The sequence below is a fragment of the Pasteurellaceae bacterium RH1A genome, assembly GCA_012221805.1.
Classification (GTDB): domain Bacteria; phylum Pseudomonadota; class Gammaproteobacteria; order Enterobacterales; family Pasteurellaceae; genus RH1A.
In genome coordinates, this window is sequence record CP015195.1 from 1,134,135 (window position 1) to 1,150,918 (window position 16,784).

The 16,784-nt window shown below is 49.6% G+C and carries 13 protein-coding genes; 10 read left to right on the forward strand and 3 right to left on the reverse strand.

Translation table 11 applies throughout. From position 1 onward, the window contains the following. Positions 1–130: 130 nt before the first annotated feature. A complete protein-coding gene (locus A4G20_05320) occupies positions 131–1,339 on the reverse strand; it encodes a sodium/glutamate symporter (protein QIW15790.1) in 1,209 nt (402 codons plus the stop codon). Positions 1,340–1,547: 208 nt separating this feature from the next. Here A4G20_05320 and A4G20_05325 point away from each other — a divergent pair, with 208 nt between their 5' ends. Beyond that, complete coding sequence (locus tag A4G20_05325) at positions 1,548–2,213, forward strand: DNA-binding response regulator (GenBank protein ID QIW15791.1); 666 nt, start codon at positions 1,548–1,550, stop codon at positions 2,211–2,213. Continuing rightward, on the forward strand, positions 2,206–3,561 hold the full coding sequence (locus A4G20_05330) for a two-component system sensor histidine kinase QseC (protein QIW15792.1): 1,356 nt from the start codon (positions 2,206–2,208) through the stop codon (positions 3,559–3,561). The genes A4G20_05325 and A4G20_05330 overlap by 8 nt, the downstream gene beginning before the upstream one ends. A gap of 66 nt (positions 3,562–3,627) precedes the next feature. Here the strand turns inward: A4G20_05330 and A4G20_05335 are convergent, their stop codons facing one another. Next, positions 3,628–4,578: a cysteine synthase A gene (locus A4G20_05335; GenBank protein QIW15793.1), complete on the reverse strand. Its 951-nt coding sequence runs from the start codon at positions 4,576–4,578 to the stop codon at positions 3,628–3,630. Between the two features lie 189 nt (positions 4,579–4,767). On the opposite strand from A4G20_05335, the gene A4G20_05340 reads away from it, so the two are divergent. The 7 genes from A4G20_05340 (at position 4,768) to A4G20_05370 (ending at position 15,013) form a co-directional block, all read left to right on the forward strand. Further along, positions 4,768–5,790: a beta-N-acetylhexosaminidase gene (locus A4G20_05340; GenBank protein ID QIW15794.1), complete on the forward strand. Its 1,023-nt coding sequence runs from the start codon at positions 4,768–4,770 to the stop codon at positions 5,788–5,790. After that, a complete protein-coding gene (locus tag A4G20_05345; GenBank protein QIW15795.1) occupies positions 5,783–6,958 on the forward strand; it encodes a 23S rRNA (uracil(747)-C(5))-methyltransferase in 1,176 nt (391 codons plus the stop codon). Before A4G20_05340 ends, A4G20_05345 begins: the two co-directional genes overlap by 8 nt. A 185-nt stretch (positions 6,959–7,143) precedes the next feature. Continuing rightward, positions 7,144–9,963, forward strand: a complete 2,820-nt coding sequence (locus A4G20_05350) for a 2-oxoglutarate dehydrogenase E1 component (GenBank protein ID QIW15796.1) — start codon at positions 7,144–7,146, stop codon at positions 9,961–9,963. Between the two features lie 245 nt (positions 9,964–10,208). Further along, complete coding sequence (locus tag A4G20_05355; GenBank protein ID QIW15797.1) at positions 10,209–11,435, forward strand: dihydrolipoamide succinyltransferase; 1,227 nt, start codon at positions 10,209–10,211, stop codon at positions 11,433–11,435. Positions 11,436–11,556: 121 nt separating this feature from the next. Further along, positions 11,557–12,756 (forward strand): integrase, encoded by a 1,200-nt coding sequence (locus tag A4G20_05360; GenBank protein ID QIW15798.1) that lies wholly within the window; start codon positions 11,557–11,559, stop codon positions 12,754–12,756. Between the two features lie 216 nt (positions 12,757–12,972). Beyond that, positions 12,973–14,139 carry a succinate--CoA ligase subunit beta gene (locus tag A4G20_05365; protein ID QIW15799.1) on the forward strand — a complete coding sequence of 389 codons (1,167 nt, stop codon included), beginning with the start codon at positions 12,973–12,975 and terminating at the stop codon, positions 14,137–14,139. A gap of 1 nt (position 14,140) precedes the next feature. Further along, positions 14,141–15,013, forward strand: a complete 873-nt coding sequence (locus A4G20_05370; GenBank protein ID QIW15800.1) for a succinate--CoA ligase subunit alpha — start codon at positions 14,141–14,143, stop codon at positions 15,011–15,013. Between the two features lie 251 nt (positions 15,014–15,264). On the opposite strand, the gene A4G20_05375 is transcribed toward A4G20_05370, so the two are convergent. Next, complete coding sequence (locus A4G20_05375; protein QIW15801.1) at positions 15,265–16,044, reverse strand: acyl-CoA esterase; 780 nt, start codon at positions 16,042–16,044, stop codon at positions 15,265–15,267. A gap of 108 nt (positions 16,045–16,152) precedes the next feature. Here A4G20_05375 and A4G20_05380 point away from each other — a divergent pair, with 108 nt between their 5' ends. Then, positions 16,153–16,731: a Negative modulator of initiation of replication gene (locus A4G20_05380; protein QIW15802.1), complete on the forward strand. Its 579-nt coding sequence runs from the start codon at positions 16,153–16,155 to the stop codon at positions 16,729–16,731. The last annotated feature ends 53 nt before the right edge of the window (positions 16,732–16,784 follow it).

Sequence of the window (16,784 nt, forward strand, 5' to 3'; positions counted from 1 at the left end):
GAATTCATCTTTCTTATTAAGTAGGCTAATTTTTGCTGCCTGTAATTGGAAATATAGTTGTTACGAAGCATAAAAAAACCGCCTGTATTCAAGGATACAAGCGGTTTATTTTTGCGCTTTTCTTGCAAGTTTAATGCAGGGCGGTAACAATCACCATAAAGACCTTTAAGACCGAGGCATTAACCAAGTCAATAAAGAAGGCCCCCACCATTGGAACAATCAAGAAGGCCTTGTGGGATGGGCCGAAGCGGCTGGTAATGGCCTGCATATTGGCCACTGCCGTTGGGGTTGCGCCCAAGCCGAAGCCACAGTGGCCGGCACTAAGCACGATGGCATCGTAGTCCTTGCCCATGGCTCGGTAGGTGATAAGCATGGCAAAGAGGGCCATCAGGGCAACTTGCACCAAGAGGATAACCATGACTGGCAGAGCCAGGCCGGCCAGTTCCCAAAGTTTAAGCGACATAAGTGCAATGGCCAAGAAAAGCGAAAGGCCCACGTTACCCAGCACGTCCACAGCTGCATCGGCTACCTTAAACTTAAAGATATGGGCTAGGGCATTACGGATAATCACGCCGGTAAACAAGCACCACACAAAGGTTGGCAGCTGTAAAACCGTTCCCTTGGTTTGGGCATCTAGGTATTTGCCCACCAAAAGGCAGATGGACATCATGGCGATGGTTTCAATCAGGGAGCGGGTATTGATTTTCCGCTTGTAGGTTGGGTGCTCAAAGGCTTCTTGGACATCGTCCGTCTCATCGTTTTCAGGGTTGAGGGCTTGTTTGTTGCGGTTGAGCAAGAAGCGGGCCACAGGGCCACCGATAATCCCACCAAAGACCAAACCAAAGGTCGCACAGGCCATAGCCAGCTCAGTCGCCCCAGTAATGCCAAATTGCTTGGTCAGGGTTTCTGCCCAGGCCGCCCCCGTGCCGTGGCCACCTGTTAGGGTAACAGAGCCAGCAATCAGGCCGTAGGCTGGGTCTAGGCCCAAGAGCATGCTGCCAAAGACCCCGACCGTATTTTGCAGGGTGATAAGCAGGGCAGCAATGATAACAAAAATAACCAAGGGTTTGCCGCCCTTAATCAGGCGGGCGAAGTTGGCACTTAAACCGATGGAGGAGAAAAAGACCAGCATCATGGTCGATTGAAGGTTGGTGTCGAAACTAAAGGTGTAATCGCCCAGCTTATAGGCCAAGGTTAGGCCCAGGGCCACGATAAAACCGCCGACAACGGGTTCAGGAATATTAAAGGCCTGTAAAATGGCAATGCGTTTTACCAGAAAATAACCGAGTAATAAGACAAGACTGGCCAGGGCCAGGGTCTGATAGGTATCAAAAATCATATTGCTCCTATTGAATTGTTATAAGAAGCGGGCGTTTATACCATAAAAAAGTAGGGATTTAAAATTTTTACCGGCAACTTGCTTGTTTTATATCAAATAAACCTGGCTTTTAAGTTTTCTTTAAGCATTCTCTGGTCTAATTTGCCGCAAGAGATTTTGCAAAAATAGGGTAAAATAAGCCCGCTTGTTGGGTTTTTGGAGAGAATTTATGCGTATTTTATTGATTGAAGATGATAAATTGATAGGCGAAGGCTTAAAGTTAGGCCTAACCAAGCTCAATTTTGTAGTGGATTGGTTTAGCGATGGCAAGTTGGGCTTTGAGGCGCTTTTTTCGGCCGAATATGATGCGGTGGTCTTGGACTTGACCCTGCCTAAGATGGACGGCCTAGACATTCTTAAACAATGGCGGCGGGAAAATCAGGATATTCCCGTGCTGATCTTAACCGCCCGAGATACCCTGGATGAGCGGATTTTAGGCTTCCAAACTGGGGCGGATGACTACCTCTGCAAGCCCTTTGCCCTGATGGAAGTTTCCGTTCGCCTCCAGGCCCTGATCCGCCGCCGCTTTCAACAAAGTTCGACTGAAATTGAGGTCGGCCCTCTCAAATTAGACACCAGCACCCATTCGGTAACTCTGGCGGGTGAGCCTGTGAATTTAACCGCTAAGGAATTCCAGCTCCTGCAACTTTTTGTCAATAATAAGGACAAGGTGCTGACCCGCTCCAGCATTGAGGAAAAACTCTACAGCTGGGACAGCGATGTCAGCTCCAATGCGATGGAGGTTTACATCCACAATCTGCGTAAAAAACTGGGCAAGAGCTGGATCAAGACCGTCCACGGCGTAGGCTATAAGCTCGGGAGCAACGATGCGTAGGTTCTTTGAAAATCGTAGCCTGCGGTTCCGCCTGGTGATTGCCCTTTCCCTGGTTAGCTTTGTGATTTGGGTACTGGCCATGGTGGTTGAATGGAACAAGGCCCGTGATGAGGTGGACAAGCTCTTTGATGCCCAGCAGGTGCTTTTTGCTGAACGCCTGGCCTCGTCTGATATTTTCCAGGGCTTCCACGAGGTCCGCCATCGGGGCCTGCGTAGGGGAGCCAAGAAGGTGGATGATGATGCCCTGGCCTTTGCGGTTTATACTGAAAATGGCCAGCTCATCACCCACGATAATCGCAATGGCCGCTATATTCCCTTTGCCCCCAAACGGGGCTTTTCGCAGGTTACCATCTATGAGGACGATGGCGATAAGGACGAGTGGCGGATCTTCTGGCTCAAGCACCGGGATATTTTTATTGCGGTAGGCCAGGAGCTGGACTATCGGGATGATCTGATCAATGACATTGTTTTCGTCCAGCTCTGGGTATGGCTGGCGGGCTTGCCCCTGCTTATTTTAGCCATTCTCTGGGTGGTCAATCGGGAATTGCGTTCCCTCCGCCTGCTAAAAAAACAGGTGACCCAACGCAAGCCGGATGATTTTTCGCAAATTTCCAAGCAAAATCTACCGCTTGAAATCTTCCCTCTGGTGGATAGCCTCAATAATTACCTGGCCCGTACCCAGACCATGTTTAACCGGGAGCGACGTTTTACCTCCGATGCCGCCCACGAATTGCGAAGCCCCTTGGCTGCCCTACGGATCCAAACCGAGTTGGCCCAATTAACCATGGACGACCCCAAAGAGCATAGCCAAGCCCTGGGCAATATTACCCAAAGTATTGACCGAATTGCCCTTTTGATTGAGCAGCTCCTAACTCTGTCCCGCCTGGAAAATCTGGTGGAGTTGGACGAACTTGAGCCCATTGACTGGCAGAGGCTGATTGAAAGCAATGTGGCCCAGCTCTACCTCCAGGCTGAGCAAAAGGGCAGTGAGATTGAGGTAGAGGTGGAGCACTACCCGCAAAACCAGCAGGGCAAGTCCATGTTGCTTTCTTTGGTCTTGCGTAACCTGATTGAAAACGCCATCAACTACACGCCAGAAGGCTCTCTGATTCGGGTCTCTTTGTCTGAACAAAAATTAGTGGTGGAAGATAATGGTACCGGCGTAAGTGAAGCGGATTTAGCCAAGCTGGGCCAGCCCTTCTACCGGCCGGTGGATAGGCCAGACAGTGATAACAAGGGATCTGGCCTAGGCATTTCTATTGTTAAACGAATTGTCGAATTGCACCGCTTTAAGTTGAATTTAAGTGCCAGTGAATTAGGTGGTTTGAAGGTGGAAGTGATCTTCTAAAAAAAGCCCCTCTTTGGCTGACAAAGAGGGGAAGGGAGTCACAATGGAGGTTTTTGTTTTTATGTTTTATGCTTCAATGCCTTCAAAGAGGGCGGTACTGAGGTAGCGTTCTGAAGCCGATGGCAACACGGCAACCACTAATTTGCCTTCAAATTCAGGCAATTTGGCAATACGGTCGGCGGCGGCAACAGCAGCTCCAGATGAAATGCCGGCCAAAATGCCTTCTTCAGCCATAAGGCGGCGAGCAGTGGCAATGGCGGTTTCGCTATCCACCTGTTCTACACGGTCAATCAGGCTTAAATCCAAGGTTTTGGGAATAAAGCCCGCCCCGATGCCCTGAATTTTGTGTGGGCCTGGTTTGACTTCTTCGCCATTGCGGGTTTGGGTGATAACCGGCGATTCAGCGGGTTCTACCGCAACCAAGGTCACATTTTTGCCCTTATCTTGCTTAAAGTAGCGGCCTGTTCCTGTAATGGTGCCGCCTGTGCCTACGCCTGCCACAAAGGCTTCAATCTGGCCCTCGGTAGCCTCCCAAATTTCAGGGCCGGTGGTTTGTTGGTGGATGGCTGGGTTGGCTGGGTTTTCAAACTGCTTGAGCATCACATAACGGTTAGGATCGCTGGCCACAATTTCTTCGGCCTTGGCAATCGCCCCCTTCATGCCTTTAGCCCCTTCGGTTAAAACCAGGTTTACCCCCAGGCCTCGCAAGAGGCGTTTGCGTTCATTACTCATGGTTTCAGGCATGGTAATGGTAATCGGGTAGCCACGGGCGGCGGCCACATAGGCCAGGGCGATACCCGTATTACCGCTGGTGGCTTCAATGATTTCCTTACCCTCTGTGAGCAGGCCATCTTTCTCCGCCTGCCAAACCATGTTGGCCCCGATACGGCATTTAACACTAAAACTTGGGTTACGGGCTTCAATTTTGACTAGCAAATTGCCCTGGTTGCCGAAGTTTTTTAAGCGTACAAGCGGGGTGTTGCCAATGGTTAAAGAGTTGTCTGCATAAATGGTCATAAGCGCCTTCCTTTTGAGTATTTGTAAAAATTGAGGCCAATCATACCGCTTGTTTTTAGGCAAGTGTAGTGGTTAAAGTTTATTTGATATAACGGATGGTTATATAAGCAAATCCCAGGCCTAGCTTTGCATTGTGGGCCTATACAAGCTAAAATCATCACTATCTCTCTGCCAACCTAGGAAGAACTTATGTTACTTATCGATCTCGCCGCCCAAAGCCTGGCCCCTGAAGAAAAGGAGATGCTAGAACATCCCCTGGTTTCAGGCCTCATTCTCTTTACTCGTAATTTTGAAAGCCGTGAACAGGTGACTGATCTGGTCAGACAGGTACGTGAACAGGTCAAAAAGCCGCTTTTGATTACAGTTGATCAGGAGGGCGGCCGAGTGCAACGCTTCCGTGAAGGCTTTACCAAATTGCCAGCCATGCAGGCCTTCTTACAACTCAATCGGCCTGATCTAGCCCAAGAAGCCGGCTGGCTTATGGCAGCAGAAATGTTTGCCCTCGGCATTGACTTGAGCTTTGCCCCAGTACTGGACTTGGGCCACTGCTGCAAGGCGATTGGGGATCGTTCCTTTGGAGAGAAACCCAGCCAAATCCTGCCTATTGCCGAAGCCTTTATTGATGGCATGCGGGAAATGGGCATGGCAGCCACGGGCAAACATTTCCCGGGCCATGGTCATGTTTTAGCCGATTCACATTTGGAAACCCCCTTTGATGATCGCCCCCAAGAGGCCATTTTCAGCCACGACATCCAGCCCTTCCAGCAACTGATTGCCAAGGGCAAGCTCTCGGCTATTATGCCGGCCCATGTGATCTACACCCAGTGCGACAGCCAGCCGGCCAGCGGTTCCCACTACTGGCTCAAGCAGGTTTTACGCCAGCAGTTGGGTTTTGATGGCGTGATTTTCTCTGATGATCTGGGCATGAAGGGGGCGGGCTTTATGGGCGATTATGTGGAACGCAGCCGCAAGGCCTTGGAAGCGGGTTGCGATTTGCTGCTTTTATGTAACGAGCCACAAGGCGTGGTTCAGGTGCTGGATAACTTAAAAACCCAACCGACCCAATCCCAAAAAGAACGGCATTTTTCCCTTATGAAAAAACGGGATCTGAACTGGCAGGAACTGACTGCCAGCCCACGTTGGCAAAAAATGCACCAGGAACTAGCCCAGCTGCAAGAACAATGGTTGGAGTGGAAGGAAGCCCATGCCTAAGGCAATAAACTGTTCGCATTTTAAACGTAAGGACTGCACCTCCTGCCTCTGGCTAGACCAGGACTACGCCCAGCAAATCGCCCAAAAAGAAGCCGACCTCAAGCGGTTGGTTTCGCCCTATTTCTTGCAAACTAGCCTCTGGTTGCCAGCCGTTCAATCTCCCCTAATCGGTTTTCGCAACAAGGCCAAGATGGTGGTGTCAGGCAGTGTGGAGCGGCCGATTTTGGGGTTACTCAAAGACCCGACCGATCCGCAAAGTGGGATAGATCTGACAGATTGCTCCCTCTATCCAGCCAGTTTTGCCCCGCTTTTTCCCATTCTCAGGGACTTTATCGGCCGGGCTGGGCTGGTTCCCTACAACATCGCCAAGCAAAAGGGCGAACTCAAATATATTCTCATCAGCCAAAGCGGCTTTAACCAGTCGCTTATGATCCGCTTTGTGTTGAGAAGTGAAAACAAGCGGGCCCTAATTGAGCGAGAATTGCAAAATTTCCTGAAAAAACTACCGCTTGCTTCAGTAGTTAGCCTCAATATCCAGCCCCAGCATGCGGCAATCTTGGAGGGGGAAACCGAGATTTTTCTGACCGAAAATCAGGTGCTGGAAGAGCATTTTAACGGCATTCCGCTTTTTATTCGCCCTCAGGGCTTTTTTCAGACCAATCCAAGGGTGGCCAGCCAGCTCTATTTGACTGCCCAAACCTGGGTACAAGACTTGCCGATTAACAAACTTTGGGATCTCTTCTGCGGCGTGGGCGGCTTTGGCCTGCATTGTGCGGCTGCCTTGCAGAAGAAAAATCCAGATGTGGAGCTAACCGGCATTGAAATTTCAGCCTCAGCCATTGCCTCCGCCACTCTGTCTGCCCAAAAATTGGGCCTGCAAAAGGTGAAATTTGCTTCTCTGGATTCGGCCCAGTTTGCTTTGAATGAGCAGGGTAATCGCCCCGATTTGGTTATCGTTAATCCGCCAAGGCGGGGAATTGGGCAGGATTTGGCTGTCTTTTTAAATCAGCTAGGCTCGGATTATTTGATTTATTCCAGCTGCAATGCCCAAACCATGGCCCGAGATTTTGCCCATTTAAGCCACTATAAACTGGCTAAAATTCAACTCTTTGATATGTTCCCCCACACGGCCCATTATGAGGTCTTGTGCCTACTGACAAAAATTTAGAACGGATAAGTTTTATTTATAAGCAAGTAAAATTTTTTTTGTTAAATTTTTGTGAAAATAAGATCTATGTCACATTATTTTTTTTTAGATGGGGCATAATAGGCAAACTTTTGTTTTTCGCTTCAAGATTGTCAAATGAAGTGAATTTTTTATCTTCTGTAAACACACAATAAGGTTAGGTCTGTATGCAAAATACTTCTGTGTACAAAAATTTTGATGAGTGGATAGCCTCTTCTCCATTTGGCGGGTCAAACCAGTCTTATGTTGAAGAAATTTATGAACAATATCTGGCGGACCCAGACAGCGTGGATGCTTCTTGGAAGGCTACTTTCGATGCCCTGCCAAAGGCTACGGCAGCCGAGCAGCCCCATTCCCAGGTTCGGGATTATTTCCGCCGTTTAGCGCGTGAAAACCAGGCCCAGGCCGTGACGGTAATTGACCCTGAAGCCAGCGCCAAATTGGTTAAAGTCCTGCAATTTATTAACGCCTACCGCTTCCGGGGCCACTTGGAAGCCAAATTAGACCCCCTCAACTATTATCGTTGGAAAACCTCCCAAGTTCCAGAATTGGACTACCGCCACCATGGCCTAACCGAGGCAGACCTAGACGAAACCTTTAACATCGGCCACTACGTTTACAATAAAGAAACCATTAAGTTAAGCGAGTTGGCAGACAACCTGCGTGAAACCTATTGCGGTTCCATCGGTTTAGAATTTATGCATGTTCAGGACATGGAGCAGAAAAACTGGCTCCAGGCCAAGATGGAAAGCGTGCTCAATAAGCCTTTATTTACCCAGGAAGAGCGAGTTAATCTCCTACAAGAATTAACCGCTGCTGATGGCTTGGAACGCTACTTGGGGGCTAAATTCCCAGGGGCTAAACGCTTCTCGCTTGAAGGATCGGACGCCTTTATTCCAATGATGAAGGAAATTATTCGCCACGCCAGCCGTCAGGGCATGTCTGATGTGGTCTTTGGTATGGCCCACCGTGGTCGTCTTAATATGTTGGTCAATGTGCTAGGTAAACGCCCAGCCGAACTCTTCGATGAATTTGCTGGTAAACACGGCGACCACAACCGCACGGGTGATGTGAAATACCACCAAGGCTTCTCGGCTGATTTTGCTGTGGACGACAAGCAAATCCACCTGGCCCTGGCCTTCAACCCTTCTCACTTAGAAATTGTAAGCCCTGTGGTTATCGGCTCGGTGCGGGCCAGACAAACCCGTTTAAATGATGAAGAGCGTAACAAGGTCTTAGCCGTTACCGTACACGGCGACTCCGCTGTAGCCGGCCAAGGTGTGGTGCAAGAAACGCTCAATATGTCTAACGCCCGTGGTTACACGGTTGGCGGGACTATTCGTATCGTTATCAACAACCAGATCGGCTTTACCACCTCCAACCCGAACGACACTCGTTCAACCGAATACTGTACCGACATCGCCAAGATGATCCAGGCGCCAATTATTCACGTTAATGGTGACGATCCTGAAGCCGTGGCCTTTGCTGCCCGCATGGCGGTTGAATACCGCATGATCTTCAAACGGGATATTTTCATTGATCTCATTTCTTACCGCCGCCACGGCCACAACGAGGCCGATGAGCCATTAGCCACCCAACCGATGATGTACAGCATCATCAAAAAACACCCAACTCCACGCAAGGTTTATGCTGAACGCCTCAAGGCCGATGGTATCATCACCGAAGAGCAAGAAATCGAAATGATGAACCTCTATCGTGACGCTCTAGACAACGGCGAGCGGGTTGTGCCTGAATGGCGGGATATGGATACCGCCAAGATGGACTGGCTCCAATACCTCAACTATGAGTGGACGGACCCCTATGAAAGCAAGTTCCCACTAGACCGCTTTACCACCCTAGCTAAACGGGTGACGACCTACCCTGAAAGCGTGAAAGCCCATTCCCGTGTCGAGAAGATCTACCAAGACCGCCGTGCCATGTATCAGGGCGAAAAATTGCTAGATTGGGGTATGGCAGAAACCATGGCTTATGCGACCTTGCTTGATGAAGGCACGCACGTTCGCCTCTCGGGCGAAGATGCTGGCCGGGGAACATTCTTCCACCGCCATGCCGTGGTTCACAACCAAAACGACGGCACAGGCTATGTGCCACTTACCCAACTGCATGCCAACCAAGGCCGCTTTGAGGTTTGGGACTCTGTGCTTTCTGAAGAAGCCGTGCTGGCCTTTGAATATGGCTATGCCACCACCACGCCAAAAACCCTGACCATTTGGGAAGCCCAATTCGGTGATTTCGCCAACGGTGCCCAAATTGTGATTGACCAATTTATCAGCTCAGGCGAACAAAAATGGGGTCGGATGTGTGGCTTGGTGATGTTGCTCCCACACGGCTATGAAGGCCAAGGCCCAGAGCACTCCTCAGCCCGTTTAGAGCGTTATCTGCAACTTTGTGCTGAACAGAACATGCAGGTTTGCGTGCCATCTACACCAGCCCAGGTTTACCACATGCTACGCCGCCAGGCCATCCGCAAAATGCGCCGCCCATTGATTGCCATTTCGCCAAAATCCCTGCTCCGCCACCCGCTTGCGGTGTCCAGCCTGGAGGAATTGGTGGATGGAAGTTTCCAAACCGTGATTGGCGAAATTGATGAGCTTGATCCGAAGGCAGTGAAACGGGTGGTCTTCTGTTCAGGTAAGGTTTACTACGACTTGCTAGAACAACGCCGTGCTAATGAGCAAAAAGATGTGGCCATCATCCGTATCGAACAGCTCTACCCATACCCGCATGAAGACGTGAAAGCCGTGCTTGAGCAATATGCCCATGTAACCGACTTTGTCTGGTGCCAAGAAGAGCCACTCAACCAAGGGGCTTGGTATTGCAGCAAGCATAATTTTGAGGCCTCCATTCCAGAAGGCGCCAAACTCAAATATGCTGGCCGCCCAGCGTCTGCCTCACCTGCGGTGGGTTATATGTCGCTTCATACCAAGCAGCAGAAGGCTTTGGTGGAAGAGGCTTTGAGTTTATAACGTAAGGGGCCTGCCAAGCTCGATCTGATCCCCCTCTTTAGCAAAGAGGGGTTAGGGGAGATTTGGCAGGCGAGAAAACGAAGTGAGAGCGTGAACAAGCGGGGCAAAAAGTTGAATTTTTTGCAAAATGTATTACCAGCTCCGTTTTCACTTCTGAAAAATCTCCCCCAGCCCCTCTTTTTCAAAGAGGGGAGTGGATCGAGGGAGAGTAGAGATTACCGAACCGAACACAAAAGGAAAATAATATGACTATCGAAATTCTTGTTCCAGACCTTCCAGAATCTGTAGCCGATGCAACTGTTGCAACCTGGCATAAAAAAGTGGGCGACACGGTTAAACGTGACGAAGTTTTAGTTGAAATCGAAACCGACAAGGTGGTACTTGAAGTGCCAGCCGCCCAAGACGGTGTCTTAAGCGAAATTGCCCAAGATACAGGGGCAACCGTTATCAGCAAGCAGCTTTTAGGCAAAATCTCTGCCCAACAGGCAGGCGATGTGAGTTCTGCCACCATCGCTCAACCTGAAGCGACTCCAGCCGATCGCAAAAATGCCGCAGTGGAAAACTCCCACGCCAATGCAGAAGATCAGGGCCCAGCTATCCGCCGCTTGCTTGCCGAACACGATCTCAAGGCTGAAGACATTACAGGTTCAGGCGTAGGTGGCCGTATTACCCGTGAAGATGTGGAAGCCGCCATCGCCAAACGTAAGGCCCAAGCTGCAACAGCTGCCGTTGCTACTGAGCAAAACACTGTCAGCACCGTTGCCTACTCTGCCCGCAGTGAAAAACGTGTGCCGATGACCCGCTTGCGTAAACGTATTGCCGAACGCTTGCTAGAAGCTAAAAACACCACAGCCATGCTGACCACCTTCAATGAAGTGGATATGCAGCCGATCATGAGCCTGCGTAAACAGTACGGCGAGAAATTTGAAAAACAACACGGCGTGCGTTTGGGCTTTATGTCCTTCTACATCAAGGCCGTGGTTGAAGCCCTTAAACGTTACCCAGAAGTGAACGCTTCGATTGATGGCGATGATGTGGTTTACCACAACTATTTCGATGTCAGCATTGCCGTTTCCACCCCACGTGGCCTGGTGACCCCAGTCCTGCGTGACTGCGACAAGCTCTCTATGGCTGAGATCGAAAAATCCATCAAGGCCTTGGCTGAAAAAGGCCGTGACGGCAAATTGACCGTGGAAGACTTAACGGGCGGTAACTTCACCATCACCAATGGCGGTGTCTTTGGCTCGCTTATGTCCACCCCAATTATCAACCCACCACAAAGTGCCATTTTAGGTATGCACGCCATTAAGGATCGCCCTGTGGCAGTCAATGGCCAAGTGGTGATTCGCCCGATGATGTATTTGGCACTAAGCTACGATCACCGTTTAATTGACGGCCGTGAGTCTGTGGGCTTCTTGGTGGCCATTAAGGATTTACTGGAAGATCCGACACGGTTGTTATTAGAGATTTAATCCATTTTAGACAAGGGAGAGCTGGTACAACCTGATAACATCCTTTACATCATAACCCAAGGACATCGTTTACATTCTTTGCCGTAAAATCGCACCAAACATCTTATCTTTGGTGAAGAAAATGGCTTGGAAACAAACGAATCCTATGGAACAAAAAACGTTATTTATCAAGGCTTGGTTGTCCCAACGCTTTACAAAATCCGACCTGTGTGAACAGTTCGGAATCAGTCGTCCAACAGCCAATAAATGGATTGAACGCTTTAAACAAGGCGGCTTTCCTGGTTTGCAAGAGCTATCCAGAAAGCCACATTATTCGCCCAATGCCACGCCACAATGGATTGTTGAGTGGCTGGTCAGTGAGCGACGCAAACGCCCCGATTGGGGGGCAAAAAAGCTGCTTGACCTGTTTGAGCAACGCTTTCCTGAAGCCAAGAAACCGGCTGATAGCACAGGCGATTTAATCTTGGCTCGAGCAGGACTGGTCAAGCCCCGCAAGGTTCGCCGTCACACGCCAGCAGACAGCTTGCCCTTTGCCGAATGTGACGCCCCTAATACAACCTGGTGCGTGGATTTCAAGGGGCAATTCCAGCTAGGTGACCAGAAATGGTGCTACCCGCTAACGGTGAGCGACCAGTTTTGCCGTTACTTATTGCTTTGTCAGGCCCTGCCCAATACCTTGGGTGACCCTGTAAAAGCCCAGTTTGAACGACTTTTTTACGAGTTCGGGCTGCCTTGGAATATTCGTAGCGACAATGGCTCGCCCTTTGCCTCAACTGCCCTGGGTGGCTTAAGCAAGCTGGCCAAATGGTGGATTGACCTGGGCATTCGGCCCGAGCGTATTCGCCCCGCCCACCCCGAACAAAATGGGCATCATGAGCGAATGCACCGTAGCCTCAAGGCTTGTTTACTCAAGCGTGAGGCCATTGCAGGGAATCTTGCAGACCAACAGGCCATGTTCGATGCTTTTGTGCACGAATATAACCATGAGCGTAGCCACGAAAGCCTGCTTGATGATGACAAAAAACGTCAGACGCCAGCAAGTCTTTATCAGCCCTCAAGTCGTATTTATACCGGCAAGATTGAAGACTATGACTACGGTCAAGGTGTTGAACTTCGTCGAGTTAAACCCAGTGGCGAACTCTGTTGGCAAGGTGAAATTTACTACCTGAGCCAAATTTTAAAGCAAGAAACCGTTGCTTTTGTGCCTTACGCCGATGGTATTTGGCACATTTATTACCGTTTTCATTTTCTGGGTCAAATGGATGACCGAGAGAAGAAAATTACTCCAGCAAGTAGCTGGCATATTAACCATACAATGTAAACGATGTCCTTAGAGAAAAATGTAAAGGATGTTTATGTTGTACAGCTTCGCTCCACCCGCTTGCGGGGGAGCTGCCGAAGGCTGAGGGGGGATTTGTACATTAGGATATTTTCTTCCCCCCTCCGTCACTCCGTGACACCTCCCCCGCAAGCGGGTGGAGGGAAGTGGATTGGAAGCTACGATATATCAATAAACACAACATAGGAACAAAACACTATGAATTTACACGAATATCAAGCAAAGCAGATCTTTGCACAATATAAATTACCTGTGGCTAAGGGCATTGCCTGTAAAACCGCAGAAGAAGCCGAAGCGGCGGTCAGCCAATTAGGTGGCGATGTTTGGGTGGCCAAGTGCCAGGTTCACGCAGGTGGCCGTGGTAAGGCCGGTGGCGTGAAATTGGTTAAAAGTGGCGCTGAGGCCAAGGAATTTGCCCAAAATTGGTTGGGTAAAAACTTGGTAACCTTCCAAACCGATGCCAACGGCCAGCCAGTTAATACCATCTATGTGGAAGAAGGCTCCAGCATTGATAAAGAATTATATCTAGGTGCAGTGATTGACCGCTCTTCCCAAAAAGTGGTCTTTATGGCCTCTAGTGCAGGCGGGATGAACATTGAAGAAGTGGCAGAGAAAACCCCGCATTTGCTCCATAAAATGCCAATCGACCCACTTGTAGGTGGTATGCCTTACCAAGGCCGTGAGCTGGCCTTTAAATTAGGCCTATCAGGCGACCAAGTTAAACAATTCACCCATATTTTTGTGCAACTAGCCAAACTCTTTGTGGAAAAAGACCTCGCCTTATTAGAGGTCAATCCATTAGTCACCACCAAAGATGGTGGCTTGCTCTGCTTAGATGCCAAAATGGTAGTTGATAGCAACGCCCTTTACCGTCACCCAGAACTCACCGCCTTCCACGATCCAAGCCAAAGCGATGCCCGTGAAGCGGAAGCTGAAAAACACCAGCTCAACTATGTGGCCTTAGATGGCAACATCGGCTGTATGGTAAACGGTGCAGGCCTTGCCATGGGTACCATGGACATCGTTAAACTCCACGGCGGCAAACCAGCCAACTTCCTTGATGTGGGCGGCGGGGCAACCAAAGAGCGTGTGGCCGAAGCCTTTAAACTGATTTTATCTGACAGCAATGTGAAGGCCATTTTGGTTAATATCTTTGGCGGAATCGTGCGTTGTGATCTCATTGCTGAAGGCATTATCGCAGCGGTAAACGAAGTTCACGTTGGCGTGCCAGTGGTGGTGCGACTCGAAGGTAACAATGCCGAACTTGGGCGTGAAATTTTAGCGAAAAGCGGACTTAGCATTTTAGCGGCCAGCACCTTAACGGAAGCCGCACAGTTAGCAGTGAAATCAGCGGAGGGCAAATAAGATGTCAATTTTAATCAATAAAAATACCAAGGTTATTTGCCAGGGTTTCACAGGCGGTCAAGGCACTTTCCACAGCGAACAGGCTCTGGCCTACGGCACAAACTTGGTTGGCGGCGTATCGCCAAACAAGGGCGGCACTACCCATTTAGGCTTGCCTGTTTTTAACACTGTGCGTGAAGCCGTAGAAGCCACAGGGGCAACTGCAACAGTGATTTATGTGCCAGCCGCAGGTTGTAAGGATGCCATTTTAGAAGCCGTAGATGCTGGCATTGAGCTGGTGGTGTGTATTACAGAAGGCATTCCAACCCTAGATATGCTGGAAGTTAAACAACGCCTCAACCAAACAGGCGTGCGGATGATCGGCCCTAACTGCCCAGGTGTGATTACCCCTGATGAGTGCAAAATCGGCATTATGCCAGGCCACATTCACAAGAAAGGCTCGATCGGTATCGTTTCCCGCTCTGGTACACTCACCTATGAAGCGGTGAAACAAACCACTGACGAGGGCTTTGGCCAATCCACCTGTGTGGGTATCGGCGGCGACCCAATCCCAGGCTCAAACTTCATCGACATCCTCAAGCTCTTCCAAGAAGATCCTGAAACTGAAGCCATTGTGATGATCGGCGAAATCGGTGGCTCAGCTGAAGAAGAAGCGGCTGCCTTTATCAAGGCCAACGTGACCAAGCCTGTGGTCAGCTACATCGCAGGTGTGACTGCACCAAAAGGCAAGCGGATGGGCCACGCAGGGGCCATTATCTCGGGCGGCAAGGGTACAGCAGATGAGAAGTTTAAGGCTTTAGAAGATGCCGGTGTCACCACGGTTCGCAGCCTGGCAGAAATTGGTTCTGCCTTGAGAAAGGTCTTGAATAAGTAGGCCTGACTTAGCTCACAAGCGGTCAAGATTTTCCTAAAATTTGCAAAAAGAGGGAAAATCTTGGCCGCTTGTTTTTAGCACTGACAGCCTCTTTGCCTTAAGGAAAAAATCTTTTCACTTTTTTTGAACCTTTCTTAAAAGCCCTAGTCTGATAGATTGCTAGATGCTTCCATACAGATTCAGATTAGCAAGTTTTTTTCATTTCCTTAAGTAGACCTCCGCCCGATACTGATTTTGGTATCGGGCTTTTTTTATGGTGTCAAAACCCGCTGGATGGCTCGCACCACGGCATCCGGTTTTTCGGCATGAACCCAGTGATCGGCATTGCTGACCACAAAGGACTTGGCTTGAGGGAACTGGGCTAAAATGCTGGCCGTGTCTTTTTCCTGAATATAATCAGAAAGCGCCCCTTTGATAAAGAGGGTAGGCAGCTCGACCTTGACCGGCTGCCAGTCCATAAGATGGGCATACTGATCTTTAAGGCCGCTTAGATTGAAGCGGAAGCGGTCGGGGCTTTCAGGATCAAAGGCCTTGAGCATAAATTGCTGCACGCCTTCATCAGTAATATGCTCTGCCATGACTTCTTTGGCGGCCTGGCGGCTGGTTGAGCCGGCGGCTTTTACGGCAAAAAGCCCAGCAAAAAAGGTATTATGACGGTTAAGCGGGTAGGCGATGGGGGCGATGTCGATCACGATCAGTTGCTCAATCAGATCTGGAGCGATGTCTGCCAATTTCATGGCCGTTTTGCCCCCCATAGAGTGGCCAATAACCGTGCATTTTGCAAGATTTAGCGTTTTCAACACCGCTTGCACGTCCTGGGCCATAAGCTCATAGTTCATTTGAGGGCTGTGGAAGGAACGGCCGTGGTTACGCAGATCCAGGCGGAGGATGTCGTAATCCTCGGCAAAGGCCCGGGCAATCACGCCAAGATTGTTCATATCGCCAAAGAGGCCGTGGATGAAAACCAAGCAGCCTTTTGAGGCTTGGCTGGATTTTTGGAATTGGTAGTTTAAAAGCATCGTCTCTTGCATAGATTGTCCTAAATTTATTCAAATATGTGGCAGAGGAAGTGTTAAATCCATGATTATTGCGTATAATGCCTAGAATTTTTTTGTAATCAAGCTGTGAGAGAAAAAACGATGAAAAAAATCGAAATTGATGACGAACTTTATCACTATATTGCCAGCCGAACCCAAGCCATCGGCGAAACGGCTTCCGATATTTTACGCCGTTTGCTCCGCCTGCCAGCCAGCCCCCAGCCCTTTGTGCTGGTGCAAGAAAATACCATCAACGAACTCAAGGCCCTGGCCAAGCCAGCTGCCAAAAAGCAGCCGACCGAAATTGTGGACAAGGCCAGCGACTTTGACAAGGGCGTGAAACGTATTGAGCAGCTTTTGAAATCTGAACATTTCGTGAGCCAAACCAAAAACGTACAGCGTTTTTTGATGCTCTTAAGCGTGCTTTATCGCTCCAACCCCGAAGCCTTTGCTCAAGCGGCCGAAGGTATTCAGGGCAGCGAACGCCGCTATTTCGCCCGTGATGAAGCCAGTATTTTGGCTTCCGGTAGCAGTGCCAAGGCCAAGCTTATTCCAGATTCGCCTTATTGGGTCATTACCAATAACAATACCGAACGCAAGGGGCGGATTTTGGTGCATATTATGGGTGAGATGAAATACCCTCAGCACTTGGTTGATAAGATTCGGGCCTTGTTTTACTAGCCTACCTTGATGATGGCGCCAGCCTCTAGGCTGGTGCCAATAGATTATCAGGC